The 26,450-nt window shown below is 73.6% G+C and carries 25 protein-coding genes and 2 tRNA genes; 9 read left to right on the forward strand and 18 right to left on the reverse strand.

All coding sequences use genetic code 11. The features are described from left to right. Position 1: 1 nt before the first annotated feature. From rsmD to FIP57_RS16160, 3 genes are read right to left on the reverse strand one after another with little or no spacing between them, the layout of a single operon-like run. Positions 2-574: a 16S rRNA (guanine(966)-N(2))-methyltransferase RsmD gene (gene rsmD, locus FIP57_RS16150; RefSeq protein WP_148574544.1), complete on the reverse strand. Its 573-nt coding sequence runs from the start codon at positions 572-574 to the stop codon at positions 2-4. Then, positions 571-2,808, reverse strand: coding sequence for an ATP-dependent DNA helicase RecG (locus FIP57_RS16155; protein WP_148574545.1), 2,238 nt, complete (start codon positions 2,806-2,808; stop codon positions 571-573). The genes rsmD and FIP57_RS16155 overlap by 4 nt, the downstream gene beginning before the upstream one ends. Then, positions 2,808-4,607: a DAK2 domain-containing protein gene (locus FIP57_RS16160; RefSeq protein ID WP_238993517.1), complete on the reverse strand. Its 1,800-nt coding sequence runs from the start codon at positions 4,605-4,607 to the stop codon at positions 2,808-2,810. The genes FIP57_RS16155 and FIP57_RS16160 overlap by 1 nt, the downstream gene beginning before the upstream one ends. A gap of 188 nt (positions 4,608-4,795) precedes the next feature. Here FIP57_RS16160 and rpmB point away from each other — a divergent pair, with 188 nt between their 5' ends. After that, entirely contained in the window at positions 4,796-4,981 is a 186-nt protein-coding gene (rpmB, locus tag FIP57_RS16165) for a 50S ribosomal protein L28 (RefSeq protein ID WP_148574546.1), read from the forward strand. 66 nt (positions 4,982-5,047) lie between these two features. Here the strand turns inward: rpmB and FIP57_RS16170 are convergent, their stop codons facing one another. Further along, positions 5,048-6,019 (reverse strand): thiamine-phosphate kinase, encoded by a 972-nt coding sequence (locus tag FIP57_RS16170; protein WP_148574547.1) that lies wholly within the window; start codon positions 6,017-6,019, stop codon positions 5,048-5,050. Positions 6,020-6,174: 155 nt separating this feature from the next. Between FIP57_RS16170 and FIP57_RS16175 the strand changes: the two genes are divergently transcribed. Further along, a complete protein-coding gene (locus FIP57_RS16175; RefSeq protein WP_148574548.1) occupies positions 6,175-6,411 on the forward strand; it encodes an Lrp/AsnC ligand binding domain-containing protein in 237 nt (78 codons plus the stop codon). 77 nt (positions 6,412-6,488) lie between these two features. Then, positions 6,489-6,962 (forward strand): DUF3515 domain-containing protein, encoded by a 474-nt coding sequence (locus tag FIP57_RS16180; protein WP_162529832.1) that lies wholly within the window; start codon positions 6,489-6,491, stop codon positions 6,960-6,962. Positions 6,963-6,993: 31 nt separating this feature from the next. Here FIP57_RS16180 and FIP57_RS16185 read toward each other — a convergent pair whose 3' ends face one another. Then, complete coding sequence (locus tag FIP57_RS16185) at positions 6,994-8,148, reverse strand: D-alanine--D-alanine ligase family protein (protein ID WP_148574550.1); 1,155 nt, start codon at positions 8,146-8,148, stop codon at positions 6,994-6,996. 33 nt (positions 8,149-8,181) lie between these two features. On the opposite strand from FIP57_RS16185, the gene FIP57_RS16190 reads away from it, so the two are divergent. Together FIP57_RS16190 and FIP57_RS16195 are read left to right on the forward strand one after the other, a co-directional pair. After that, the gene (locus FIP57_RS16190) at positions 8,182-9,297 is read left to right on the forward strand and encodes a trans-sulfuration enzyme family protein (protein WP_148574551.1); all 1,116 of its coding nucleotides are present in this window, start codon (positions 8,182-8,184) and stop codon (positions 9,295-9,297) included. Positions 9,298-9,316: 19 nt separating this feature from the next. Beyond that, the gene (locus FIP57_RS16195) at positions 9,317-9,718 is read left to right on the forward strand and encodes an antibiotic biosynthesis monooxygenase family protein (RefSeq protein WP_148574552.1); all 402 of its coding nucleotides are present in this window, start codon (positions 9,317-9,319) and stop codon (positions 9,716-9,718) included. A gap of 7 nt (positions 9,719-9,725) precedes the next feature. Here the strand turns inward: FIP57_RS16195 and FIP57_RS16200 are convergent, their stop codons facing one another. Together FIP57_RS16200 and FIP57_RS16205 are read right to left on the reverse strand one after the other, a co-directional pair. Next, positions 9,726-10,727, reverse strand: coding sequence for an NAD(P)H-dependent glycerol-3-phosphate dehydrogenase (locus FIP57_RS16200; RefSeq protein WP_148574553.1), 1,002 nt, complete (start codon positions 10,725-10,727; stop codon positions 9,726-9,728). Positions 10,728-10,752: 25 nt separating this feature from the next. Beyond that, on the reverse strand, positions 10,753-11,577 hold the full coding sequence (locus tag FIP57_RS16205) for a lysophospholipid acyltransferase family protein (RefSeq protein ID WP_238993518.1): 825 nt from the start codon (positions 11,575-11,577) through the stop codon (positions 10,753-10,755). Positions 11,578-11,701: 124 nt separating this feature from the next. On the opposite strand from FIP57_RS16205, the gene cofC reads away from it, so the two are divergent. After that, on the forward strand, positions 11,702-12,376 hold the full coding sequence (cofC, locus tag FIP57_RS16210; protein WP_148574554.1) for a 2-phospho-L-lactate guanylyltransferase: 675 nt from the start codon (positions 11,702-11,704) through the stop codon (positions 12,374-12,376). Positions 12,377-12,424: 48 nt separating this feature from the next. Here cofC and FIP57_RS16215 read toward each other — a convergent pair whose 3' ends face one another. From FIP57_RS16215 to leuC, 3 genes are all read right to left on the reverse strand, one after another. Further along, positions 12,425-13,210, reverse strand: coding sequence for an HU family DNA-binding protein (locus FIP57_RS16215; RefSeq protein ID WP_148574555.1), 786 nt, complete (start codon positions 13,208-13,210; stop codon positions 12,425-12,427). Between the two features lie 284 nt (positions 13,211-13,494). Beyond that, complete coding sequence (gene leuD / locus FIP57_RS16220) at positions 13,495-14,082, reverse strand: 3-isopropylmalate dehydratase small subunit (RefSeq protein ID WP_148574556.1); 588 nt, start codon at positions 14,080-14,082, stop codon at positions 13,495-13,497. A 47-nt stretch (positions 14,083-14,129) separates the two neighbouring features. Continuing rightward, entirely contained in the window at positions 14,130-15,530 is a 1,401-nt protein-coding gene (gene leuC, locus FIP57_RS16225) for a 3-isopropylmalate dehydratase large subunit (RefSeq protein ID WP_148574557.1), read from the reverse strand. 142 nt (positions 15,531-15,672) lie between these two features. Between leuC and FIP57_RS16230 the strand changes: the two genes are divergently transcribed. Beyond that, positions 15,673-16,392 (forward strand): IclR family transcriptional regulator, encoded by a 720-nt coding sequence (locus tag FIP57_RS16230; RefSeq protein WP_148574558.1) that lies wholly within the window; start codon positions 15,673-15,675, stop codon positions 16,390-16,392. A 25-nt stretch (positions 16,393-16,417) separates the two neighbouring features. On the opposite strand, the gene FIP57_RS16235 is transcribed toward FIP57_RS16230, so the two are convergent. The 6 genes from FIP57_RS16235 to FIP57_RS16260 form a co-directional block, all read right to left on the reverse strand. Beyond that, positions 16,418-16,951 (reverse strand): methylated-DNA--[protein]-cysteine S-methyltransferase, encoded by a 534-nt coding sequence (locus FIP57_RS16235; RefSeq protein WP_148574559.1) that lies wholly within the window; start codon positions 16,949-16,951, stop codon positions 16,418-16,420. A gap of 181 nt (positions 16,952-17,132) precedes the next feature. After that, positions 17,133-17,205 (reverse strand) — tRNA-Glu (locus FIP57_RS16240). Positions 17,206-17,255: 50 nt separating this feature from the next. Continuing rightward, positions 17,256-17,327 (reverse strand) — tRNA-Gln (locus tag FIP57_RS16245). 53 nt (positions 17,328-17,380) lie between these two features. After that, positions 17,381-18,526: a CPBP family glutamic-type intramembrane protease gene (locus FIP57_RS16250; protein WP_148574560.1), complete on the reverse strand. Its 1,146-nt coding sequence runs from the start codon at positions 18,524-18,526 to the stop codon at positions 17,381-17,383. Beyond that, positions 18,523-20,010, reverse strand: a complete 1,488-nt coding sequence (gltX, locus tag FIP57_RS16255; protein WP_148574561.1) for a glutamate--tRNA ligase — start codon at positions 20,008-20,010, stop codon at positions 18,523-18,525. Before gltX ends, FIP57_RS16250 begins: the two co-directional genes overlap by 4 nt. Before the next feature lie 121 nt (positions 20,011-20,131). Continuing rightward, on the reverse strand, positions 20,132-20,932 hold the full coding sequence (locus tag FIP57_RS16260) for a fumarylacetoacetate hydrolase family protein (protein WP_148574562.1): 801 nt from the start codon (positions 20,930-20,932) through the stop codon (positions 20,132-20,134). A 52-nt stretch (positions 20,933-20,984) separates the two neighbouring features. Between FIP57_RS16260 and FIP57_RS16265 the strand changes: the two genes are divergently transcribed. After that, positions 20,985-21,890, forward strand: a complete 906-nt coding sequence (locus FIP57_RS16265; RefSeq protein WP_238993519.1) for a 3-methyladenine DNA glycosylase — start codon at positions 20,985-20,987, stop codon at positions 21,888-21,890. Further along, positions 21,887-22,795, forward strand: a complete 909-nt coding sequence (locus FIP57_RS16270) for a P1 family peptidase (RefSeq protein ID WP_148574563.1) — start codon at positions 21,887-21,889, stop codon at positions 22,793-22,795. The genes FIP57_RS16265 and FIP57_RS16270 overlap by 4 nt, the downstream gene beginning before the upstream one ends. On the opposite strand, the gene cimA is transcribed toward FIP57_RS16270, so the two are convergent. Both cimA and FIP57_RS16280 read right to left on the reverse strand, forming a co-directional pair. Continuing rightward, positions 22,792-24,372 carry a citramalate synthase gene (cimA, locus tag FIP57_RS16275; RefSeq protein WP_148574564.1) on the reverse strand — a complete coding sequence of 527 codons (1,581 nt, stop codon included), beginning with the start codon at positions 24,370-24,372 and terminating at the stop codon, positions 22,792-22,794. The genes FIP57_RS16270 and cimA overlap by 4 nt on opposite strands. An 80-nt stretch (positions 24,373-24,452) precedes the next feature. Next, positions 24,453-26,435, reverse strand: coding sequence for a serine/threonine-protein kinase (locus tag FIP57_RS16280; RefSeq protein ID WP_148574565.1), 1,983 nt, complete (start codon positions 26,433-26,435; stop codon positions 24,453-24,455). Positions 26,436-26,450: the final 15 nt, after the last annotated feature.

Below are 26,450 nucleotides of genomic sequence, written 5' to 3' on the forward strand. Positions count from 1 at the left end.
GTCAGTCCGGGGGCGTCCCGGACCACTCGGCACGGGCGAGCGCGGTCTCGCCGTACCTCTTGACCTTGGCGGGCAGGTAGCCGTCCGGCCACGCGACGTCGGCGCCGCGCGAGGACCGCTCGACGACGACGAGCGCACCGGCCGCCAGCCAGCCGCGGCCGAGCGCCTCGAGATCGGCGACCACCACCCCCTCCTCCACGGCGTACGGCGGGTCGAGGAACACGACGTCGAACGGGCTCGAGGGGCGTCCGGCGAGGTAGCGGGCGACCGGCAGCCGGACGACCTCCACGCCGGTGAGCCCGAGCGTCGCGGCGTTGGCGGAGGCGACCGCGGCGGCCCGGCGGTCGTGCTCGACGAGCGTGACGGCGTCGGCACCTCGCGACCTGGCCTCGAGGCCGACCGCGCCCGACCCGGCGTACAGGTCGAGGAAGCGGAGGCCGTGCAGGGTGCCGACCGCGGCCTCCACGGCGCTGAACAGCGCCTCGCGGACCCGGTCGGAGGTGGGCCGGGTCCCGGCGCCCTCGGGTGCACGGATCCGCCGCCCGCCGACGGAGCCGCCGATGATCCGGGTCACGCCTTGTCCAGGTACTCGGCCATGTCGGAGCGGAGCAGCCGCTCCACCTCGCGGCGCAGCGCGGGGCTGCCCTCGAGGACGGGGTCCTCGTCCACCAGCCGGGCCGCCGCGGCACGGGCAGCCTCGATGACGTCGCCGTCCTTGACCACCGACAGCAGCTGTAGCCCGCCGCGGGCGCCGGACTGGCGGCTGCCGAGCACGTCGCCCTCGCGGCGGAGCTCGAGGTCGAGCTCGGCGAGGCGGAACCCGTCGGTGGTGGAGGCGACCGCGTCGAGTCGGGTGCGGGCGCCGGAGCCCGCGCGGGCGCCGGTCACCAGCAGGCAGAGCCCCGGGTGGCCGCCGCGCCCCACCCGGCCGCGGAGCTGGTGGAGCTGGGAGATCCCGAACCGGTCGGCGTCGAGGAGCACCATCGCGGTCGCGTTGCCGACGTCGACGCCCACCTCGATGACGGTCGTGGAGACCAGCACGTCGACGTCGCCGGCCGCGAACGCCTGCATCGTCGCGTCCTTCGCCTCCGGCGCCATCCGGCCGTGCAGCACCCCGACACGCAGCCCGGCGAGCGGCCCCTCCTCGAGGGCGGGTGCCACCTCCTCGACGGCCGCGAGCGGCGGGCCCTTGCGCTCCTCCTCGTCGAGCGGCGGCTCGACCTCGTCGTCGTCCTTGTCGTCGCCCGAGATCCGGGGGCAGACGACGTAGACCTGGTGCCCCTTGGCAACCTCCTCGCGCACCCGGGCCCAGACCCGGTCGAACCAGGCGGGCTGGTCGGCGAGGGGCACGACGGTCGTCTGGATCGGGCTCCGGCCGGCGGGGAGCTCGGTCAGCGAGGAGGTCTCGAGGTCGCCGAAGACGGTCATCGCGACCGTCCGCGGGATCGGGGTGGCCGTCATCACCAGCTCGTGCGGCGTGCGGCCGGCCCCCTTCGCCGCCAGCGCGGCGCGCTGCTCCACTCCGAACCGGTGCTGCTCGTCGACGACCACGAGGCCGAGGTCGGCGAACTGCACGACGTCCTCGAGGAGCGCGTGGGTGCCGATGACGATGCCGGCCTCGCCCGAGGCGATCTCGAGGAGCACCGCCCGGCGGGCGGCGGCGGGCATCGACCCGGTGAGCAGCGCCACCTTCGTCGCGGCGTCGTCGGCGCCGAGCTCGCCGGCTTTCGCGAGGTCACCGAGCATCCGGGTCAGCGAGCGGTGGTGCTGCTGGGCGAGCACCTCGGTGGGCGCCAGCAGCGCCGCCTGGCCGCCGGAGTCGACCACCCTGAGCATCGCCCGCAGGGAGACCACGGTCTTGCCGGAGCCGACCTCGCCCTGGAGCAGCCGGCGCATCGGGTGGGGCCGGGCGAGGTCGGCGAGGATCTCCTCCTCGACCGCGCGCTGCCCGGCGGTGAGGTCGAACGGCATCCGGGCGTCGAAGGCGTCGAAGGCGCCTCCGTCGCGGCCGGTGCGCGGCTCGGCCGCCACCTCGGCCTGCTCCCGTCGGCGCAGCGCGAAGGCGACCTGGGTGACGAGCGCCTCGTCGAACTTCAGCCGCTTGGTCGCGGCGCCGACCTGCCGGCGGTCCTCAGGACGGTGGATCCACCGGATCGCGGTCGCGGCGTCGAGGAGACCGTGCTCGTCGCGGAGCCAGGTGGGGATGCGTTCGGGGACGTCGGTGACGATGTCGAGGACCGGTCGGACGACCTTGCGGACCTCGTCGGCGGTGAGCGCGCCGCCCACCTTGTAGACGGGTAGCAGCGAGAAGCCGGTCTCGGCCTCGTCGATGAACGGCTGGATCAGCTCCCAGCGCTGCTTCTTGAACCGGTTCTGCTCGGCGCGCCCGGAGGCGACGACCCGCCTGCCGCGGTGCAGCTTCTCCACCCGGTCCTTCGCCATCGACTCGTAGGGGTCGAAGAAGGTCATCCACAGCGATGCCTCGGCGAGCCGGGTCTCCACCTCCGTTCGGAACCTCCGCTTGCCGGTGCGCTTGTCCTGGTAGGTGTGCACCGTCGCGCCCACGACCTCGACGACCACGGAGGCCTGCTCGCCCGCCACCAGCTCGTGGACCGAGTCGACGGCGTCGAGGTCGAGGTAGCGCCGTGGGTACCAGGTCAGCAGCTCACCCACGGTCTCCAGCCCGAGGATCTCCTCGACCTTGCCGGGGCCGCCGGCGCTCGCCTTCTTGCCCTTGCGCCGGTCCCGCGCGTCGAAGTCGCGGAACCGGTCGTCCCAGGAGAGGCCGACCGTCTGGTCCGTGACCATCACTCGACCCCGAACAGCAGCGGGTAGCGCTCCTGTCCCCCGTCGTAGAGCTGGACCTCGACCGTCGGATGGACCTGCTGCAGGTGCTCGACGCACCGGCGCGCGGCCTCCTCGCCCCCCGCACCCGAGATCACCGTGAACAGCTCGCCGCCGCCGCCCAGCATCAGCGCGATCACCTGCCGCGCCACGTCGACGAGGTCGTCGCCGACCACGACGAAGTCGCCCTCGACCGCACCGAGCACGTCCCCGGGCTCGCACAGCCCCGCCGTGGTGATCGCCTGCTTGACCGCCACCGTCACCGCGCCCGACCGGGCGTGCCGCGCGGCCGCGGCCATCTCGACGAGGTCGTGGTCGAAGGGGCGCTCGGGGTCGTGGACGGCCAGTGCCGCGATCGCCTGCACCTGGGCGGTCGTGGGGATGACCGCGGCCCGGATCCCCTCGTCGCGGGCGAGCCGGGCCGCCGCCTCAGCGGCGGGCACCACGTCGTGGGCGTTCGGCACCAGCGCCACCTCGGCCGCACCGGTCGCCCGCACCGCCTCGAGCAGCTCGCCGGTCGACGGACGGCGGTCGAGGCGGGCCTCGACGACGTGCGCCCCGGCCTCGCCGAAGGTGGCGGCCAGCCCGCCGCCGAAGCAGATGACCACGACCGCGCGCCCCTGCCGCTGGTCGCGCTTGAGCTCCTTCTTCTGATCCTTCTTGTGCTCCTTCTGCTCCTTCCTCTGCTCCCGGCGCTGCTTGCGCCGCCGGCGCCGGTCGGCCTCGTCCCGGGCCCGCCGCTCCGTCGCCCGGGCGACCTGCTCGGCGAAGTGCGTGACCCGGACCCGGTGCGGCCGCCCGGCCTCGATCCCGGCCTCGATCGCGGCCCCCACGTCGTCGACGTGCACGTGGACGTTCCAGAGCCCCTCGCCGCCGACGACCACCAACGAGTCGCCGAGCGGTGCGAGCGCCTCGCGCAGCGCCGGGACCCGGTCGTCGGGGGCGTCGAGGAGGTACATCACCTCGTAGGCCGGCCCCTCCTCGGTCAGGTCGTCGGTGGGGACCCCGGCACCGCGCTCGGCGAGCTTGCGGCCGCTGCGCCGGACCTCGCGGTCGAGCCTGCGTCGGCGCCGGTCGGTGCGGCGGCGGCCGGTGAACGCCGCCTCCGCGGCCTCGAGCACCAGGCACAGCCCCCGGCCTCCGGCGTCGACGACGCCGGCGTCGCGGAGCACCTCGAGCTGCTCGGGGGTGTGCACCAGGGCTTCCGCGGCCGCCTTCGCCGCGGCCGCGAACAGCTCCTCCACCCCCGCGTCGGGGTCCTTCGCAGCCTCCACCGCGGCGTCGCTGGCGGCCCGGGCGACGGTGAGGATCGTCCCCTCGACCGGGGTCCCGACCGCGGCGTAGCTCGCCTCGGTGGCCAGCACCATCCCGTCGGCCAGCACGTCGGCGGGACGCTCCTCGACCCCCGCGCGGCCGATGCGACGCAGCAGCGCCCCGACGAGCTGGGCGGTGATCACGCCGGAGTTGCCGCGCGCTCCGAGCAGGAACCCCCGCCGGTAGGCGCGCATCGTCGTGACGAGGTCGGCGCCCTCCTCGCCGCCCTGCTCCTCCAGCGACTCGAGCAGCGCCGCGTGGGCGCTCTCGAAGGTGAGGAAGAGGTTGGTGCCGGTGTCGCCGTCGGGCACCGGGTACACGTTGAGCGCGTCGATCTCCTCGCGCGCCGCGGCCAGCTGCTCGAGCGCCAGCGTCGAGAAGCGGCGCAGCGGACCGATCCCGAAGCGGGTGGTCCCCGCCTGCGGGACCGCCTGGCCCTCGACCGGCACCGGTACCTCCTCGCCCCGTAGCCTGCTGAACGTGGGGTCAGGGTAACGGGGCCCACCCCCGGTCAGCCGACGTCGCGGCGGACGGCCGATTTGGGTCGCGCGTCCCGGATCGGATACGCTAGCGCGGTTGTCCGGCCATGATCGTGGCTCCGGACCTTCCTCGATCTCGACGTTCCCAGGAGTTCACGGTGGCTGCCGTCTGCGACATCTGCGCCAAGGGCCCGGGCTTCGGCAACAACCGGCCGTGGTCCCGGAAGATCACGAAGCGCCGCTTCGACCCCAACATCCAGCGGGTCCGCGCGACCGTCAACGGTTCGCCCAAGCGGCTCAACGTGTGCACCGGCTGCCTCAAGGCCGGCAAGGTCACCCGCTGACCCGAGCGACCCTCAGGAGAGCCGCCCCTCGGGGCGGCTCTCCTGCTTTTGCGCCCGTTCCTGCGCTCAGAAGTGGCGCCACCCCGGGTCCCCGTCGTACGACGCCCCGTCGACCGTGACCCCCTCCCCCTCGGCCACCGACCCCACGACCGTCCACCCCTCCGGGACCCCGGCGTCCGCGGGGAACGTCGCGACCAGCGCGTGGTCGTCCCCGCCGCCGAGGACGAACGTCAACGGGTCGACCCCGAGCGCCGCCCCGACGGACTGGAGCGGCTCGTCGAGGGTGAAGGCGTCGGTGCGCAGGTCCACGGCGACGCCGCTGGCGGTGGCCACGTGGCCGACGTCGGCGACGAGTCCGTCCGACACGTCCACGAGCGAGGTCGCGCCCGCGGCCCGGGCCTGCTCCCCCGCGCCGTACGGCACCTGGGGGCGGCGGTAGGCCTCCACGACCGCACGCGGCGACCGGAAGCCGCGGCCGAGCACGGCGAGCCCGGCGGCCGCCCACCCCTGCCGTCCGCGGAGTGCGACGACGTCGCCGGGCCGGGCGCCCGAGCGGAGCACCGGATCCCCCTCCACGACACCGAGCGCCGTGACCGAGAGGACCAGCAGGTCGCTGCGGGTCACGTCGCCGCCGACCACCGACGCCCCGACCAGGGCGCACTCCTCGGAGATGCCGGTCGACAGCGCGTCCGCCCAGCCGGCCTCGAGCTCGGCGGGGGCGGCGAGCCCCACCGTGACGGCCGTCGCCCGACCTCCCATCGCGTTGACGTCGGAGAGGCTCTGCGCGGCGGCGCGGTGGCCGACGTCCTCCGCGGTCGCCCAGTCGCGACGGAAGTGCCGGCCGTCGACGAGGAGGTCGGTGGTCACCACCACCCGCCCGCCCGGGACGAGGAGCTCCGCGGCGTCGTCGCCGGGGCCGACCGTGACCTCCGGCCCCATGGTCAGCCCCCGGGTCACCAGGTCGATGAGGCCGAACTCGCCGACCTCCCCGAGGGTCGCGGAGGGGTTGCTGCGGTCGGGGCGGGAGCCGGCGGTCATGGCGCCCATTCAAACGAGCCGAGCCGCACCTCCGCGGGGGCGGGGGTCCCGGACGGTTCCCGGCCCACGAGGTGCGCGGTAGGTTGATCCCGGCCTCGCCGCCCACGGGGAGGCTTCCCCGTCGCCACGCACCCGCACGCAGACAGGAGCCCGACATGGTCGTCCAGGCCTACATCTTGATCCAGACCGACGTCGGCAAGGCGGCCGAGGTCGCAGCCGCCATCGCCGAGATCAAGGGCGTCACGCTGGCCGAGGACGTCACCGGCCCCTACGACGTCATCGTCCGCGCCGAGGCGAGCAACGTCGACGAGCTGGGCCGGCTCGTGGTGGCGAAGGTCCAGGGCGTCGATGGGATCACCCGCACGCTGACGTGCCCGGTGGTGCACATCTGAGCAGGTCGCGAGGACGGCGCCCCTCCCTGCGGGGACGGGGCGCCGTCGCACGTACGACGCGCGCGCTCCCGGCCCTCGTGGGCGTCGTGTGCCTCGTGGGGCTCGTCGGCTGCGGTCCCGGCACCGTCGAGGTCGACCCGCCGGAGCCGGAGGGCAGGGCGGCCGCGGCGTGCGCCTCCCTGGTCGACGCGCTGCCCCAGCAGGTCGCCGACCTCGACCCCCGCGAGGTCGAGCCGGCCGATGCGCTCGGCGCCGCCTGGGGCGACCCGGCGATCGTGCTCACCTGCGACGACCAGCCGCCGGCCGGCTTCGACGAGCTCTCGAGCTGCACGACGGTCGAGGACGTCGACTGGTACCTCCCCGAGGAGCAGGTGGAGGTCGACGACCCCGGCGACGTCACGATGTCCACGGTGAACCGCGAGGCGTTCGTCCACGTGCAGCTCCCGGCGGAGCACTGGCCGCCGGCCACCGCGATGGTCGACCTGGCCGACGCGATCTCGTCGACCCTGGAGGTCTCCCCGACCCTCGAGGGCGCAGGGCCCTGCCTCTAGCCCACCCTCCGGCCCTGCGTCCGGCCCTGCCTCAACGCAGCCCGGTCGGGCGCTGCAGCGCGAGCCGGAGGAGCCGGTCGACCAGGTCGGGGTAGGCGAGGCCGGAGGCCGCCCACATCCGCGGGAACATCGAGGTCGGCGTGAACCCCGGCATCGTGTTGATCTCGTTGACCGCCAGCCGGCCGTCGGCGAGGAGGAAGAAGTCGACCCGGGCGAGCCCCTCGCAGGACAGCGCCTCGAAGGCCGCGACCGAGAGCGCCCGCACCTCGTCGGCGACCGTGGGGTCGAGGTCGGCCGGCACGTCGAGCCGGGTGGACTCCTCGGGGAGGTACTTCGCGGCGAAGTCGTAGAAGTCGTGGTCGCCCTGGACGACGATCTCCGCCACCACGCTGGCCTCGGGCAGCTCGCCGCCGAGGCTCTCCAGCACCCCGCACTCGATCTCGCGGGCGCCCTCCCCGGCGGCCGCCTCGACGACCACCTTGGGGTCCCAGCGCCGCGCCTCCTCGACGGCGGCGTCGAGCTCGTCGCGCGACCGGACCTTGCTGATGCCGATCGAGGAGCCACCCCGGCAGGGCTTGACGAAGACCGGGTAGCCGAGCGCGTCGACCTCCGCGCGGCAGGCGTCGGGGTCGGAGCGCCACTCGCGGTCGGTGATGACGGCGTAGGGCAGCACCGGCAGCCCGGCGGACTCGAAGACCACCTTCATGTAGTGCTTGTCCATGCCGACCGCCGAGGCGAGCACGCCGGCCCCGACGTAGCGGACGTCGGCGATCTCGAGCAGCCCCTGGATGGTGCCGTCCTCGCCGAAGGGGCCGTGCAGCACGGGGAAGACGACGTCGACCCGGCCGAGCGTGGCGGGCACGTCGCCCTGCGGGTGGACGACCAGCGAGCCGGCGAGCCCGTCCTGGGCGATGGAGAGCACCGGGAGGGTCCCGTCGACCTCCGGCAGCTTGTCGGGGTCCTCGATCGCCAGCCGCGAGGTGTCACCGTCCTCGAGCACCCAGCGGCCGTCCTTCGCGATGCCGATGGGCACCACGTCGTACTTCTGCGGGTCGATGGAGGCGAGCACGCTCCCCGCGGTGACGCACGAGATGGCGTGCTCGCTGGAGCGGCCACCGAAGAGCACCGCCACGCGGGGCCTGACGGGACCGGTGCCGGCGTCGTCCGGGGCACTGAGGTCGCTCATGGTGAGCCGACCCTACCGGCCTACGCTGGCGGCATGTCGCTGCCCACGCCCCCCGACCGCCCCTCCGACGAGCCTCGCTGGTCGCCCGCCACGCTGGCGGTGACGGTCGGCCGGCCGCCGCACGAGCCCGACCAGCCGCTGAACTCCCCGGTGACGATGGCCTCGACGTACGTCGCGGGCGGCGACCTGGAGTACGGCCGCTACGCGAACCCCACGTGGACGGCGTTCGAGGAGGCCCTGGGCGCGCTCGAGGGCGGCCGGTGCCTGGCCTTCGCCAGCGGGCTCGCCACCGCCGCGACGATCCTCGACCTCGTCGGCAACGGGGCCACCGTGGTGGCCCCGCGGCACGCCTACAACGGCACCGTGATGCAGCTGGCCGAGCTCGAGGCCCGGGGCCGGCTGACCGCCCGCCTCGTCGACGTCACCGACCTCGACGCGGTGGTGAAGGCCTGCGACGACGCGGCTCTGGTCTGGCTCGAGTCCCCGACGAACCCCGCGCTGGAGGTCGTCGACCTCGAGGCGGTGATCGAGGCGGCGCACCGGGCCGGGGCGTACGTCGTCGTCGACAACACCTTCGCCACGCCGCTGCTCCAGCGCCCGCTCGAGCTCGGGGCCGACCTCGTGGTGCACTCCGCCACGAAGTTCATCGCCGGCCACAGCGACGTGCTGATGGGCGCGGTGGTCACCCGGTCCGACGAGCTGTTCACCGTCCTCAAGCAGCGCCGCGACCTCGTCGGCAACGCTCCCGGCCCGTTCGAGGCGTGGCTGGCGCTCCGCGGGCTGCGCACCCTGCACGTCCGGCTGGAGCGTGCCCAGGCCAATGCCGCCGAGCTCGCGCGCCGCCTCGGCGACCACCCGGCCATCGAGGAGGTCCGCTACCCCGGGTTCGGCGCGATCATCTCCGTGGTGGTCGCCCAGGGCGCCCTGGCCGCCGACCTGCTCACCCGCTCGACGCGGCTGTGGGTCCACGCCACCAGCCTCGGTGGGGTCGAGTCGACGTTCGAGCGGCGCCGCCGCTGGAAGACCGAGCCGGTCACGATCCCCGACGGGCTGGTGCGGCTCTCGGTCGGCATCGAGGACGTCGACGACCTGTGGGCCGACCTCGCCGGGGCGCTGGAGGCCCTCCCCCGGCCGTCGACCGGCGGCTGACCCTGCCAGGATCTGCTCCATGAGCGTCATCAAGATCAACGCGATCACCGTCGACCCCTCCAGCGGCGACGAGCTCGCCCACCGGTTCGCCGCCCGTGCCGGCGCGGTCGACGACCAGGACGGCTTCGAGGGGTTCGAGCTCCTCAAGCCCACCGACGACCGGACCACCTGGCTGGTGATCACCCGGTGGCGGGACGAGGCCGCGTTCGAGGCGTGGGTCGACGGCCCCGCGTTCGCGAAGGGGCACCGCGGCGAGGGCGCCGGGGAGGGCCACGGCCATGGTCACGGTCACGGTCACGGCCATGGTCACGGCCATGGCCACGGTCATGGTCATGAGGGCGGCGACGCGCCGCGTCCCGTCGGCGTCAGCAGCGAGCTGTGGTCCTACGTGGTGGCCGGAGGCTCCGCCCCGCAGGGCTGAACCGTCGTCAGTCGCGCTCGTGCTTGGTCTCGCGGCTGAGGAAGCTGTCCATCATCTCCTGCGTCGTCATCTCGCCGGTGATCACGGCGTGCACCGCCTCGGTGATCGGCGCGTAGATGTCGTGGCGCTGCGCGAGGGCGAGCAGCGAGCCGCACGACTTCACACCCTCCGCGACCTGGCGGGTCGAGGCGGTGATCTCCTCGGTGGTCATCCCCTGCCCGAGCTTCTCGCCGAAGGTGCGGTTGCGGGACAGCGGTGAGGAGCAGGTGGCCACGAGGTCGCCGAGTCCGGCGAGCCCCATGAGCGTCAGCGGGTCGGCGCCCAGCTTCATCGCCAGCCGCGCGGTCTCCGCCAGCCCGCGGGTGATCAGCGAAGCCGTGGTGTTGTCGCCGAACCCGAGCCCGACGGCCATCCCCACGGCCAGCGCGATGACGTTCTTGTAGGCGCCGCCGAGCTCGCACCCGACGACGTCGACGCTGGAGTACGGGCGGAAGTTGGGGCCGTGCAGCCACTCGCGGAGCCGGGCGGCGACCGCCTCCTCCTGGCAGGCGACGACGCTGGCGGCCGGCTCACGGTTGGCGATCTCCCGCGCCAGGTTGGGTCCGGACAGCACCGCGATCCGGTCGGGGCCGGCGCCGGTGACCTCCGCGATCACCTCGCTCATCCGCTCGAGGGTGCCGAGCTCGACGCCCTTCATCAGCGAGAGCATCACGGCGTCCCGGGGCACGACCTCGGCCCAGTCCTGGAGGTTCTCCCGCAGCCGCTGGGACGGGACCGCGAGCACGACGAGCCCGGCGCCGTCGGCGGCCTCGGCGGGGTCGTGGGTGGCCCGGATCGTCCCGGGCAGCTCGATCCCCGGCAGGTAGTCGGGGTTCTCGTGCTTCTCCGTGATCGTCGCGCAGAGGTCCTCGCGGCGCCCCCAGATCGTCACGTCGTGGCCGGCGTCCGCGAGCACCAGCGAGAACGCCGTGCCCCACGAACCTGCACCGAAGACGGCGGCGTGGGTCATCTCGACTCCTCCTCCTGCGACGCGTTCACCGGGTCCTCCGCCTCGACAGCGCGCGGCGGCGCTTGCGCTCCGCCTCGGCGCGGGCGTGCGGGTTCCCCGTCAGCCGTACGCCGGCCCGGCGCATGTCGAACCGCTCGGCCGGCGGCTCCTCCTCGCGGATCTCGGCGAGCAGCGCGGTGATCGCATCCATGATCCGGTCGGTGGCGATCCGGAGGTTCTCCGGGGTGATCGGCTGCCCGCGCAGGTCGTCGAGGTCGACGGGGTCGCCGACGTTGGCGTGGACGGTGTGCCGAGGGAAGAGCCGGGGGCGCTTCGCGTAGGGGTAGAGGATCTCGTGGGCGCCCCACTGGGCGACCGGGATCACCGGCACCCCCGCCGTCAGCGCGATGCGGGCGGCGCCGGTCTTGCCGGCCATCGGCCAGAGGTCCGGCTGGCGGGTCAAGGTGCCCTCCGGGTAGACCACCACGAGCCGCCCGCGCTGGACGGCGTCGACGGCCGCGGAGAACGCCTTGGCGGCGTCGGTGCTCTGCCGGTAGACAGGGATCTGGCCGGTGTTGCGCAGCACGGCCCCGACGAAGAAGACGTCGAAGAGCCCGGCCTTCGCGAGGTAGCGCGGGAGCCGGCCGTGGTCGTAGACGATGTGCGCGAAGGTCAGCGGGTCGACGTGGCTGACGTGGTTGGCGGCCAGCACCGCGCCGCCCTCGGCCGGGATCTTCTCGCCACCGGTCCAGCGGTGCCGGGTCAGGAGCAGCAGCGTCGGCTTCACGATGGCGACCGCGAGGAGGAACCCCCAGCCGCGTCGTTCGCGCATCCGGCGTGGCTTGCCCAACGCGCCCTCCTTCCTCTGCACCCTGTGAGGGTCGTCGGCGGGCGAAGCGCAGAGCGTCCTGCCACCAGGCCGCACGAGACCGTGTGTGGGCTCTGACACTACTGCGTGGTCACCGCGATCTCGTGCCCTGGCAGGATCGGCAGCGATGAACCCGCAGTCCGCTCCTCCCGTCGACACCTCGGCCGGGCACCGCCGCTTCGGCGTGGTGGTGCCGGTGAAGCCGTTGCGGGTGGCCAAGTCCCGTCTCGCTCCCCTCGGCGACGAGCTCCGCCGCGAGCTGGTGGCCGCCTTCGCGGTGGACACCGTCGTGGCGGTGTCCGAGTCGCCGTCGGTCGGCGGCGTCCTGGTCGTGACCGACGAGGTCGGGCTCGCGCGGGAGCTGCAGGAGCTCGGCGTCGCGGCCGTCCCGGACGGCACCAGCGGCGACCTCAACGCCACGTTGCAGCAGGGGGCGGCCGAGCTGGTGCGCCGCCGCCCGGACCTGGCACCGGTGGCGATGTGCGCCGACCTGCCGTGCCTGCGGTCCGACGAGCTGACCGCGACGCTCGCGGGGTGCACGCCCGGCTCCGCGGCCTTCGTGCCGGACGCCGCCGGCACCGGCACGACGCTCTACACCGCTCCCGACCTCGAGCGGTTCCGCCCGAGGTTCGGCCCCGGATCGAGGGGCGCCCACGAGACGGCGGGGGCGCTGCCGCTTGCCGCTCCTCCGTCGCTCCGACGCGACGTGGACACCGCCGAGGACCTCGAGGCGGCGCGGGAGCTGGGGGTCGGGGCACGGACGGGGTGGGTGCTCACCCGGTTGCTGCCGCGCCCGTCCTGACGACGGACCGAGCCGTGGGGCCGGCGGACGCCGGCCCCACGGACCAGGTCAGGACTTCTTGGCCGTGCGCTTGCTGGTGCTCTTCGAGGCCGACTTCTTCGCCGGCGCCTTCTTGGCGGTGGTCTTGCTCGCGGTCGACTTGCTGGCCGACTTCTTCGCGGCGGTCGACTTGCTCGCCGAGGTCTTGCTGGCCGTCGACTTGGCCGTCGACTTCTTCGCCGCGGTCGACTTGCTCGCGGTGGACTTCGCCGGCGAGGACTTCTTGGCCGCCGTCGACTTGGCCGTCGACTTCTTCGCCGCGGTCGACTTGCTCGCGGTGGACTTGGCCGGCGAGGACTTCTTCGCCGCGGTCGACTTGCTGGCGGTCGACTTGCTGGTCGACTTCTTCGCCGCCGTCGACTTGCTCGCCGTCGACGACTTCTTCGCGGTGGACCGCGAGCCGGTCGCCTTCTTGGCCGCCGCAGCACCGGTGGACGCAGCAGCCGACGCGGCCTGCCGTGCGGGGGCGGTCGCCTTCTTGGCGAGGTCGCCGGCCTTCGGCAGCTTCGGCAGCTTCTTGGCGCCGGAGACGACGTTCTTCAGGTCCGCACCCGCGGTGAACTTCGGGATGGCGGTCTTCTTGGCCTTGATGCGCTCGCCCGTGCGCGGATTGCGCACCCACCGGGACTCGCGCACCCGCTTCTCGAACGAGCCGAACCCGGTGATCGCCACCTTCTCGCCCCGGGCGACCTCGCGGGTGATCACGTCGAGCACGGACTCGAGCGCATGCTGCGCCTGCTTCCGGTTCCCTTCGTAGCGTGTCGACAGAGCGTCGATCAGCTGAGTCTTGTTCACTGGCTTCCCTTTCGTGAACGACCAGAGCCGAACCCCTGCTCGGCGTTTCGTTGCACGCTAGGCAAAACTCGCTTCACTCACAACGACATCGGACCGATTTCGCGCGACTAATCCGAGCCGTTTTCCGCTCTGTTGACCCGCTTCCGGGACCTCCGGCCATCCCCGCGCTCACCTGCAGGTTCGTCCGCCGGAGCCGCATCGTGGCCGAATTCCCAGGCAGGTAAGGGAAAACCCCGACACCGGGTGCTTTCGCACCGGTGCCGGGGCGTCCGGAACGCGTCGTTTCAGAGGGTCACGGGCTTCCAGGGGAAGCGACTGGACTCATACGCCGTGATCGCGTCGTCGTGGGTCAACGTGATGCCGATGTCGTCGAGTCCGTTGAGCAGCCGGTAGCGCGTGTAGTCGTCGATCCGGAACGGCGCGACCACGTCGCCGGCACGGACCTCGCGGCTCTCGAGGTCCACCGTCACCGGGGTCGTCGGGTCCGCCTCGACCTTCGCCCAGAGCACCTCGACCACCGACGGGTCGACCTCGGCCGCCAGCAGCCCGGCCTTGCCGGCGTTGCCCCGGAAGATGTCCGCGAACCGGCTGGAGATCACGACCCGGAAGCCGTAGTCCATCAACGCCCACACCGCGTGCTCGCGGGAGGAGCCGGTGCCGAAGTCGGGCCCGGCCACGAGGATGCTCACGCCGGCGTGCTCCGGCTTGTTGAGCACGAAGTCCGGGTCGTTCCTCCAGGCGCTGAAGAGGCCGTCCTCGAAGCCGGTCCTGGTGACCCGCTTGAGGTAGACCGCCGGGATGATCTGGTCGGTGTCGACGTTGCTGCGGCGCAGCGGCAGCGCCGTGCCGGTGTGGGTCTTGATCGCTTCCATGTCGGGTCCTTCGTCGTCGTCCGTGGTCGCTCGGTCGTTGCGGGCGGTCAGTCCAGGTCGGCGGGGCTGGCGAGGTGGCCCGCCACCGCGGTCGCGGCCGCGACCGGCACCGACACGAGGTGGGTGCGCCCGCCCTTGCCCTGCCGGCCCTCGAAGTTCCGGTTGGACGTCGAGGCGCTGCGCTCGCCGGGCGCCAGCTGGTCAGGGTTCATGCCCAGGCACATCGAGCACCCCGCGCCGCGCCACTCGGCCCCCGCTTCGAGGAAGACCTTGTCCAGCCCCTCCTCCTCGGCCTGGAGGCGGACCCGGACCGAGCCGGGGACGACGAGCAGCCGGGTGCCCTCGGCGACCTTGCGCCCCTTGACCACCTCGGCGGCGAGCCGCAGGTCCTCGATGCGGCCGTTGGTGCAGGAGCCCACGAACACGGTGTCGACGGCGATGTCGCGCATCGGCGTCCCGGGCGTCAGAGCCATGTACTCCAAGGCTTTCGCCGCGGCGACGCGGTCGGACTCCTCGGCGAAGTCGTCCGGCGAGGGAACCGTCGACCCGAGCGGGACGCCCTGGCCGGGGTTGGTCCCCCAGGTCACGAACGGCGTGACCTCCGCGGCATCGATCACGATCTCCTTGTCGAAGGTCGCGTCGCCGTCGGTGACCAGCGTCTGCCAGTGCGCCACCGCGGCGTCCCAGTCGGCGCCCTTGGGGGCCTCGGGCTTGCCCTCGATGTAGTCGAAGGTGGTGCTGTCGGGCGCGATCATGCCCGCCTTGGCGCCCCACTCGATCGACATGTTGCACACCGTCATCCGGCCCTCCATGGAGAGCTCGCGGATGGCCTGGCCGCGGTACTCCACCACGTAGCCCTGGCCGCCGCCGGTGCCGGTGCGGCTGATCAGCGTGAGGATCAGGTCCTTCGCCGTCACGCCCTCGGGGAGCGAGCCGTTGACGGTCACCGCCATCGTCCTCGGCCGGGCCTGCGGCAGCGTCTGGGTGGCCAGGACGTGCTCCACCTCCGACGTACCGATGCCGAACGCGAGGGCGCCGAAGGCGCCGTGCGTCGAGGTGTGCGAGTCGCCGCAGACGATCGTCATGCCCGGCTGCGTCAGCCCCAGCTGCGGGCCGACGACGTGCACGATGCCCTGCTCGACGTCGCCCAGCGGGTGCAGCCGCACGCCGAACTCCGCGGCGTTCTTGCGCAGCGTCTCGACCTGGGTGCGGCTCACCGGGTCGGCGATCGGCTTGTCCAGGTCGAGGGTCGGCACGTTGTGGTCCTCGGTGGCCAGCGTCAGGTCCGGGCGACGCACGCGCCGGCCGGCGAGCCGCAGCCCGTCGAAGGCCTGGGGGGAGGTGACCTCGTGGATGAGGTGGAGATCGATGTAGAGGAGGTCAGGCTCCCCCTCGGCCCTGCGGACGACGTGCTCGTCCCACACCTTCTCTGCGAGCGTCTTGCCCATGGTTCCTCCTCGACCGACGTGCTGGCGCCGGAGGGATCTCCCTCCGCCGTGCGGGGCGCCTTCCTCGAGTGTGTGACGGGCGCCGCCTCCCTGCCGGCGCCTCCTGCTTGCATATCACTATGCGAGACGCCATTATCAGAGTATGGACAACTCTAGCGGAGTGGGCGTGCTCGACAAAGCCGCCCTCGTGCTCACGGCACTCGAGTCCGGACCGGCGACGCTGGCCGGGCTGGTCGCCGCGACCGGGCTCGCCCGGCCGACGGCCCACCGGCTCGCCGTGGCCCTCGAGCACCACCGGCTGGTGGCCCGCGACATGCAGGGCCGGTTCGTCCTCGGCCCCCGGCTCGCCGAGCTCAGCGCCGCCGCCGGTGAGGACCGGTTGCTCGCGGCCGCCGGCCCCGTCCTCGCGCGGCTGCGCGACATCACCGGCGAGAGCGCCCAGCTGTGGCGCCGCCAGGGCGAGCACCGCGTCTGCGTGGCCGCCGCCGAGCGCCCCTCGGGGCTCCGCGACACCATCCCGGTGGGCTCGCAGCTGACGATGCGGGCGGGCTCCGCTGCGCAGGTGCTGCTGGCCTGGGAGGACCCCGAGCGGATGCACCGCGGCCTCCAGAACGCCGCCTTCTCCGCGACCGCGCTCTCCGCGATCCGCCGTCGGGGCTGGGCCCAGTCGGTCGGCGAGCGCGAGGCAGGCGTCGCCTCCGTCTCCGCTCCGGTCCGCTCCCCCTCCGGGAAGATCATCGCGGCGGTCTCGGTCTCCGGCCCCCTGGAGCGGCTGACCCGCCAGCCCGGCCGGATGCACGCCCCCGCGGTGCTCGCCGCCGCGGAGCGGCTCTCGGAGTCCCTGCGCCGCTCCTCGGAGTGACCCCCCGGGACAGCCCAGGAACGACTCAGAACAACGTGACGGCCTCGTGCGCGAGGAGCCACTCCTTGCGCGCGAGCCCGCCGCCGTAGCCGGTGAGCCCACCGGCCGCACCCAGGACCCGGTGGCACGGCACGACGATCGCCAGCGGGTTCCGGCCGTTCGCGAGCCCCACCGCCCGCGCCCCGTGGCCGGTCAGCCCGAGCCGGCCCGCGAGCTCGCCGTACGACGCGGTCGTGCCGTAGGGCAGCGTGCGCAGCTCCGCCCACACCCGTTGCTGGAACGGGGTCCCGTCCGGCGCGAGCGGAAGGTCGAACACCTCGAGCGCCCCGTCGAAGTACGCCGTCAGCTGGGCGGCGGCGTCCTTCAGGACCGGGTCGTCGTCGCCGCGCGCCCCGAGCGGTCGGGCATCGGCCCGGGCAGCGAACCGCTCGACGGTCGCCCGGTCCTCGGGGTCGGCCGGGGCGCCCTCCATCGGCCCGAGGAAGGCGACCGCGGTGAGCGCACCGCCGTGGACCACGAGCCGCAGCTCGCCCACCGGCGACGGGAGCGTCGTCCACATGCGTGTGACGCTACTCGCACCCACCGACAACCCCGCCCTGATGTGTCTTGAGCCGCCCTCGTCGTTTCGACGAGCTCGACCACCTCGGCACCTCCTGGCGCGGTGTCACACCCCACACAGCACGAGAGCCCCGGTCCCAGCGGGACCGAGGCTCTGTGGTGTCTTGCGATTTCCTGCGATGTACCCCCGACCGGATTCGAACCGGCGCTACCGCCTTGAGAGGGCGGCGTGCTAGGCCGCTACACAACGGGGGCCCTGTGAAGCGATCGGAACTCTAGCCGAGACCGGGGAACCGACCAAATCGCTGGGGTACTAGGACTCGAACCTAGACTAACGGAGCCAGAATCCGTCGGGCTGCCAATTACCCCATACCCCATGGGACGTGGCTCCTTGCGAAGCCTGGACGAGGATACACGTCCGTCTCGCCAGTCACAAAAGGGACGGCTGCTGGCGGCTCGCCGCCGGTGAGGCCGGCGGCCTGGTGCGGGTCTGCACCCCCATGCGCTGCGCCACGGCGGCCACCAGGGCGGCGTAGACGAGCGACTGGGTCAGGCTCACCGGCACGTTCCACCAGTTCGCCTCCGGGGCGCTGAGCGCCTGCGAGAGGTCGCCGAACGCGACCGCCCACCCCATCGCCAGGTAGTTGTTGAGGACGTGCAGGGCGATGCCCGCCTCGAGGCCGCCGGTGCGGATCACGAGCCACGCCGCGATCACCCCGAAGACGAAGCGGTCGAAGAACACCGGCGGCTCGAACTGCAGGTGTGCGACCGCGAAGAGCAGCGCGGTGACGACGATCGTGATCCACCGGTTGCGCAGCAGCGAGCCGGTCGCCTGGAGGAGGTAGCCGCGGAAGGCGTACTCCTCCCCCGCCGCCTGCAGCGGCGTGGTGAGGACGATGATCACGACGAGCGCGAGCATCGTGCCGTTCCACGGGTTGGTGCCGTCGGAGGAGCTCGCACTCTCCGGGGTCGGCAGGAACAGCCCCATGACGAAGGACACCGTCAGGGCGACGACGGAGAGCCCCAGGCAGACGAAGAGGAACTTCCAGCGGAGCTTGGGCACCACCGACGACAGCCACCGCGGGCGCAGCGAGTGCAGCACCCGGACCAGCCCCCACGTCCAGAGGATCAGCGACCCGAGCGCGAGGTTGAGGTAGAGCAGCCCCGACGGCGTGAGCTCCTGGGTCAACGTGCGCTCGAAGCGGTTGCCCAGGTCCGCGGTGCCGCCCTCGACGAGCAGCCCGATCCCCAGCACCGGCAGGAAGACCAGCGGCAGCAGGATGCTCATCGCCACGGGGATCGTGATGATCCCGAGCACCGGCTTCCACCAGCGGTAGGTCCACGTCCGGTACATCTCGTGGTACTCGCGCGGCTCCGCGTGCGGGAACGACGGTCGCGGCGGCGCCGGCGCCCAGCCCTGCTGCGGGTACGGCGCGGGGTACGGCTGGTGGTACGGCTGCTGCGGGTACGCCGGGTAGGGCTGCTGCCCCTGCGGGCCGGGCCACGGCTGTCCCTGCGGGTACGGCGACGAGCCCGACGGCACCTCCGGGTGCTCGGGCGGACCGGCGGACGTCACGCCCGCCCCGCGTCCTCGAGCCGCGCCAACGAGCTCTCGCGCCCCAGCAGCTCGAGGGACTCGAAGAGCGGCGGCGAGACCCGCCGACCGGTCACCGCGACCCTCACCGGACCGAAGGCGTTGCGTGGCTTGAGCCCCAGCCCGTCGATGAGGGCGGTGCGCAGCGCCTCCTCGATCGACGCGGTGTCCCAGGTGGAGAGGGCCGCCAGCGCGTCGTGGGCGGCCTGCACGACCGCCCGGCCGTCGTCGGTCGCGAGCAGCTTGGCGGTGTCGGCCGGGTCGCGCGTGAACGCACGGTCGTCGACCAGCAGGAAGCCGACCATCTCGACGGCCTCGCCGAGGGTGCCCATCCGCTCCTGCACCAGCGGCGCCGCCGCACCGAGCAGCCGGCGCTGCTCCTCGGTGACGTCCTCGCCGAGGATGCCGGCCCGCTGCAGGTAGGGCACCATCCGCTCGGCGAGCTCGTCGACCGAGAGGGCGCGCAGGTGCGTCGCGTTGATCGCCTCGGCCTTCTTGAGGTCGAACCGCGCCGGGTTGGGGTTCACGCGGGCGATGTCGAACGCGGCGACCATCTCGTCCATGGAGAAGATGTCGCGGTCCTCCGCGATCGCCCACCCCAGCAGGGCCAGGTAGTTGAGCAGCCCCTCCGGCAGGAAGCCGCGGTCGCGGTAGCCGAGGAGGTTCGACTCGGGGTCGCGCTTCGAGAGCTTCTTGTTGCCCTGGCCCATCACGTAGGGCAGGTGGCCGAACCGCGGCGGCGTCCCGTCACCGATGCCGATCTCCCCGAGCGCCTCGTAGAGCGCGATCTGGCGCGGCGTCGACGACAGCAGGTCCTCGCCGCGCAGCACGTGGGTGATCTCCATCAGCGCGTCGTCGACGGGGTTGACCAGCGTGTAGAGCGGGTGCCCGTTGCCCCGCACCAGCACGTAGTCCGGCACGTGCTCGGGCTGGAAGGTGATCTCCCCGCGGACCAGGTCGTCGAAGGCGATCGCACGGTCCGGCATCCGCAGCCGGACCACCGGTCGCCGGCCCTCGGCCTCGTAGGCGGCGACCTGCTCCGCCCTCAGCTCGCGACAGTGGCCGTCGTACCCCGGTGTGCGGGCCTCCTTGCGCGCCCGCTCGTTGCGCTCGTCGAGCTCCTCCTGCGAGCAGTAGCAGCGATAGGCCCGGCCGGCCTCGAGCAGCCGGCGCGCGACGTCGGCGTACACGTCGAACCGCTCGGACTGCCGGTACGGCGCGTGGGGACCGCCGATCTCGGGGCCCTCGTCCCAGCTGAACCCGAGCCAGTCCATCACCTCGAGCAGCGTCTCGTAGGACTCCTGGGAGTCCCGCGCCGCGTCGGTGTCCTCGATGCGGAACACGAAGGTGCCGCCGTGGTGGCGGGCGAACGCCCAGTTGAACAGCGCCGTCCTTGCCAGCCCCACGTGGGGCGACCCCGTGGGCGAGGGGCAGAACCGGACTCGTACGGCGGACTTCTCGCTCATCGACCCTTCACTGTGCTGATGGGGCGAGCGCGTCGGCTCCGCCGCCACGCTGCCGCCCGTCGTTGACTGCTGATGGGGCGAGCGCGTCGGCTCCGCCGCCACGCTGCCGCCCGTCGTTGGATCAGCCACGGCGCGCGACCCGGTTGGTCAGCGTGCCGATGCCCTCGACGACCACGTCCACCTCGTCGCCGACCTCCATCGGTCCCACCCCGTCGGGGGTGCCGGTGAGGATCACGTCGCCGGGCAGCAGCGTCATCACGGAGCTGACGTGCGCGACGAGGGTCGGCACGTCGAAGATCAGGTCCTTGGTGCGACCGTCCTGCTTGAGGTCGCCGTTGAGGAAGGTCTGCACCCGCAGGTCGCTGACGTCGAGCTCGGTCTCGATCCACGGCCCCAACGGGCAGAAGGAGTCGAACCCCTTGCCGCGGGTGAACTGCACGTCGCTGCGCTGCAGGTCGCGCGCGGTCACGTCGTTGCCCACGGTGTAGCCGTGGATCACGTCCGCGACCTTCTCCTTCGGGACGTCGCGGCAGATCCGCCCGATCACCACCGCCAGCTCGCCCTCGAAGTGCACCTCGGAGGACTGGTGGGGGTAGAAGACCGGGTCGCCGGGGCCGACGACCGAGGTGTTCGGCTTGAGGAACATCAGCGGCTCGGCGGGGACGTCGTTGCCCATCTCGGCGGCGTGGGCGGCGTAGTTGCGGCCGATCCCCACGACCTTGCTGCGGGGCAGCACCGGCGCGAGGAGCCGGACGTCGGCGAGCCGGTGCTGCTCCTCGGTCGGGTGCATGCCGACGTAGAGCGGGTCGCCCGCCAGCGCGACGACAGTGGCGTCGGGGTCCAGCTCGCCGTGCTCGTCCAGGTCGCCGCTGACGACGCCGTAGCGGGGGTCGTCACCGGTGGTGAATCTCGCGATACGCACCCGGCGAGCCTACCGGCGGGAGCAGCACCGGGCTCTCGTTACCCTCGAGGCTGTGGAGAGGGCGACGACAACGGCGACGCGACCCGCCGCACCCCTCCCCGTCCTGGCGCGAGAGGAGTGGGAACCGCTCGCCCGCCGGCACGCCGCGCGCGTCGACGTCTCGGTCCAGCCGCACCTCGAGCGGCGTCGCCGCGGGGTCCGCCACCCCGTCGAGGACTTCCTCTTCGACTACTACAGCCACCGACCGGCAGCCCTGCGCCGCTGGCACCCCGGCCACGGCGTCGTGCTCGCCGACGCCCCGGAGCACCGCTCCACCAAGGCGTACGTCGAGGTGGCCGGCGGCGTGACGGTCGACGACGGCTTCGTCGAGCAGCGGCGCACGCTCGTCTCCTCGATCCGCACGCTCCTCGCCGCGACCGAGCGGCGGACCCCGACGCTGGGATGCTTCGGGATGCACGAGTGGGCGATGGTCTACCGGCTCCCGCAGGACGACGTCCGCCATGCCGCGTGGCCGCTGCGGCTCGGTCCGGAGGGGACGGACGCGGTCGTCGAGGGGCACCGGATCAGCTGCTCGCACTTCGACGCGTTCCGGTTCTTCACCGAGGAAGCGCGCCCCCGCAACACCTTGCAGCCCGGGCGTGACGACCGGCCGGCGTTCGAGCAGCCGGGGTGCCTGCACGCCGGGATGGACCTCTACAAGCACGCCTTCCGGCTCTCCCCGATGGTCGGCTCGGACCTGGTCGCCGACTGCTTCGAGCTGGCCCGCGACATCCGGGTCCTCGACATGCGGGCGTCGCCGTACGACCTGTCGGGGCTGGGCTACGAGCCGGTCCGCGTCGAGACCGCCGAGGGCAAGCAGGAGTACGTCGCCGCCCAGCGGGTGTTGGCCGAGCGCGGCCGACCACTGCGCCGCCGGCTGGTCGAGGCCTGTGACCGGCTCCTGGCCGTGGCCGCATGACCGGCGACCTCACCGACGTCCCCGGGATCCGGGTCGGCCACTGGTCCGACCGCACGGGGCTGACCGGCTGCACGGTGGTGCTGCTCCCCGACGAGGGCACCGCCGCCGGCGTGGCTGTCCGCGGCGCCGCACCCGGCACCCGGGAGACCGACCTGCTCGACCCGGGCGCGATGGTGCCCGGGGTGCACGCCGTGCTGCTGACCGGTGGTTCCGCCTTCGGGCTCGCAGCGGCCGACGGGGTGCTGCGCCGGCTCGAGGAGCGCGGCGTCGGGCTGGAGACCGGCGCGGGTCCGGTGCCGATCGTCCCCGCCGCGGTCCTCTACGACCTGACGGTGGGGTCGGCGGAGGCTCGCCCGGACGCGGCGGCGGGGTACGCCGCCTGCCGGGCCGCGGAGGAGCAGCGGCCCTGCGGCAGCGGGCAGGTGGGCGCCGGCACCGGTGCGCGGGTCGGCAAGCTCTTCGACCCGCAGGACCCCGCCCCCGGCGGCCTCGGCACCGCCTCGCTCCCCCTGCCCGGTGGCGGCACGGTGGGCGCGGTCGTCGCCGTCAACGCCCTCGGCGACGTCGTCGACGAGGACGGTCGGGTGCTCTCGGGCCACGGCACCGCGGCCAGGCTGCTGGCGGAGGGGATGCCGGAGCTGCCGCCGGTCGGCGGGGCGAACACCACGCTGGCCCTGGTCGCCACCGACCTGGCGCTGACCAAGGCGCAGGCCGGTCGGCTCGCCTCGGTCGCCCACGACGGGTTCGCCCGGGCGATCCGGCCGGTGCACACGTCGTACGACGGGGACACGGTGTTCGCGGTCTCGACCGGGCAGGTCGAGACCGCACCGGAGCAGCTGCTCGTGCTGGAGACCGCGGCCGCCGAGGTGGTGGCCCGGGCGGTCCGCGCGGCGGTGACCGGCTAGCTCAACGGCTGCTCGCCGTGGCGGCGCAGTCCGAAGACCACACCGTCGACGAGCGCCTCCCACGACGCCTCGATCACGTTGCCGCCGACGCCGACGGTGACCCACGACGACTCGCCGTCCGAGGTCTCGATGAGCACCCGGGTGACCGCGTCGGTGCCGTGCCCCTGGTCGAGGATCCGCACCTTGTAGTCGATGAGCTCGAACTTCCCGACCTCCGGGTACGCCTGCCCGATCGCCTGCCGCAGCGCGTGGTCGAGGGCGTTCACCGGGCCGTTGCCCTCCCCGACCGCGATGATCCGGCTGCCGCCGGCCCGCAGCTTCACGATCGCCTCGGCGGCCGCCTCGTTCTCCACCGAGCTGGTGATCGCGCGCCACGACTCGACCTCGAAGTACGCCGGACGCTGCCCCTGCACCTCCTCCACGAGGAGCAGCTCGAACGACGCGTCGGCGGCCTCGAAGGTGTAGCCGGCCGACTCCATCGCCTTGACGCGCGCGGTGACCCGGGTGACCAGCTCTTTGTCCTGCGAGAGGTCGAAGCCGAGCTGGGCGCCCTTCAGCTCGATGCTGGCGCGGCCGGCCATGTCCGAGACGAGCAGCCGCATGTCGTTGCCGACACCGGCCGGGTCCATGTGCTGGTAGAGGTTGGGGTCGACCTTGATCGCCGACGCGTGCAGCCCGGCCTTGTGGGCGAACGCGCTGACGCCGACGTAGGGCTGGCGCGCGGCGGGCGGCACGTTGGTGACGTCGGCGACCGCGTGGGCGACCCGGGTGGCCTCGCGGAGGCTGCCGCTGGGCAGCACCGGGCGGCCGAGCTTGAGCTCGAGGTTCGCCACCACCGTGACGAGGTCGGCGTTGCCGGTGCGCTCGCCGTAGCCGTTGAGCGTGCCCTGCACGTGCGTCGCGCCTGCCTCCACCGCGGCCAGCGAGTTCGCCACCGCGCACCCGGTGTCGTTGTGGCAGTGGATACCGACGCGCACCCCGGTGGTCGTGACGACGTCGTCGACCACGTCGGCGACCCACCCCGGGAGCATCCCGCCGTTGGTGTCGCAGAGCGCGACGACCTCCGCACCGGCCTCCGCGGCGACCCGTAGCGCCTCCAGCGCGTAGGCCCGGTTGCTGCGGTAGCCGTCGAAGAAGTGCTCGGCGTCGAGGAACACCCGCTGCCCCTCGGTGCGGAGGTGCGCCACGGTGTCGCGGATCATCGCGAGGTTCTCCTCGAGGGTGGTCCGCAGGGCGAGCTCGACGTGGCGGTCGTGGGACTTGGCGACCAGGGTGACCACCGACGCACCCGAGTCCCGGAGCGCGGCGACCAGCGGGTCGTCGGCGGCGGCGACGCCGGCCCGGCGGGTCGCGCCGAAGGCCGCGAGCTGCGCGTGCTCGAGCTTCAGCTCGTCCTTGGCGCGCCGGAAGAACTCGGTGTCCTTCGGGTTGGCGCCCGGCCAGCCGCCCTCGATGAACCCGACCCCCAGCTGGTCGATGTGCCGCGCGATGTGCAGCTTGTCGAGCACGGAGAGGTTGAGCCCCTCCTGCTGCGCGCCGTCGCGGAGCGTGGTGTCGTAGACGTGGAAGTCGTTCATCGTCCTGTCCTGCTCTTCGGGGAACTCTCCGAGCGTGCCAGACCGTGGCGCGGTCCGTGACCGCGTCTCGGGGATCGGGGTCAGATCCGGCCCTGGAGCGGCCCCGGCAGGGCGCCGCGCAGCTGTGACCACGGTGCTGCGTCGGTGGGCCACCACTCCACGCCGCCGCCGGCGGCGGAGACGACCAGCCCGGCGGCCACGGCCACCGCGAGCACCGCCGCGCCCCACCCGACCGGGGCGTGCCGGGCCAGCGCCGTCGCGCCCTGGCCGACCGGGCGCCGGAGCCGGCGCGACCCCGGGCCGCACCAGACCGCGAGTACCGTCACCACACCGCCGACCCAGAGGGCGTCCCGTCCCGCCATCCCGCCGACGACCAGGAGCGCGACGGTGAAGGCGGTCGCGACCGCGGCGGTCAGCAGGTTGAGGACCGAGGCGGTCGCCATCAGCACCGTGTGCCACGGGAACGTCGCGACCCCGCGCGGGGCGTCGCTCCACCGGCGGCCGCGGAAGACCCGGCGGCGCCAGAGCGACTCCTGGGTCCTGGCGAGGCCGCGGAGCCCGGCGACGAGGACGAGCAGGAGGAGGTAGGTGACGTAGGGAGCGAGCCGGTAGGCCGCGACCACTCCGACCGTGAGCGCGCCCATGAGCAGCGCGCGGCGGAGCCGGCCCGGGGCGTCGAGCCGCTCCCCTGCGGCGGGCTGGGCGGCCGGGTGCTGGGCGTAGGGGTACGGCTGGGCCGGTGGCCGGTGGCCGTTCGGCTGGCCGGGGAACGGGGCCTGCTGCGGTCCGGCGTGCTGGACGGGCTGCTGGCCCGGGTGCTGGCCCGGGTGCTGGACGGGCTGCTGGCCCGGGTGCTGACCCGGGTAGGGCCTGGCGTACTGCCCCGGCGACGCGTAGGGCGGCGGTGGGAACCCCTGCCCAGGCTGGGCTCCCGTGCGGTACGCCGGCGCACCGGCCGGGGCGGCCGGGAACCGGGACGTGGGCGACGGCGTCGGGGCGATCGTCGTCGGCGTCACGGTGGTCGGCGTCGGCGTGGGGGCGATGGAGGTGGGGTCCGCGGCCAGCCCCGTCGGCGCCGCGGGGAGCACGCCGGTGCGGTCGGCCGGGGCGGGCTGCGGCGCGTCGGCGACGACCTCGCTGGCCGGCTCCTCCCGGGCGACGGTCTGCCAGGGCATCGTGAGGTCGGGCGCGACCGGCGGCGGGACGGTGGCGAGCAGCGAGGTCGGGAGCTCCGCCTCGGTCAGCTCCTCGGCGAGCGCCTCGAGCTCCTGGACGGCCTCGGCGACGGTGGGTCGGTCGAGCGGCTCGGTGGCGAGGCAGTCGGCGAGCAGCGCGCGGAGCTCGACGGGCACGTCCCGCAGGTCGGCCTGGCCGCGACGCGTCCGGTCGAGGATCGCCATCGTGTGGCCTCGGCCGTAGGGCGGCCGCCCGGTCGCGGCGTACGCCGTGGTGGCAGCCCAGCCGTGCACGTCGGTGGCCGCGGTCGCGTGGTCGCCGTACAGCACCTCGGGGGCGAGGTAACCGGGCGTCCCGAGCACGGTGCCGGCCATCGTGAGCCGCGGGTCCTCGGCCAGCCGGGCGAGCCCGAAGTCGATGAGGATCGGCGAGCGGCCCTCCATCACCACGTTCGTGGGCTTGAGGTCGCGGTGCAGCACCCCGGCGGCGTGCACGTCGCGGACCGCCTCGAGCAGCCGGCGGCCGGTGTGAAGCAGGTCCGCGAGCCGCAGCGGCCCGTCGCGCTCGACGGTCTCGTGGAGGGAGTGGCCGGGGACGTACCGCGTCACCACGTAGGGGTGCTCGCCCCACGGATCGGCGTCGAGGACCTCGGCGACGTGCGGGCTCTGCACGTGGCGCAGCGATGCGACCTCGCGCTCGAGGCGGCGGCGCCCCTCCTCGTCGCCGACCACCTGCGGACGCAGCACCTTGAGCGCCACCCGGCGCCCCTCGTGGTCCTCGGCGAGGTGGACGACCCCCATGCCGCCCTCGCCGATCGGGACCAGGAGGCGGTAGCGACCGATGGTGCGCGGTCCCGGTCCGGTCCGGTCAGCGGGAGTCGAGGTCACCCCGTCACGGTAACG

Origin of the sequence: Nocardioides caldifontis (assembly GCF_008087345.1) — a bacterium.
GTDB lineage: Bacteria > Actinomycetota > Actinomycetes > Propionibacteriales > Nocardioidaceae > Marmoricola_A > Marmoricola_A caldifontis.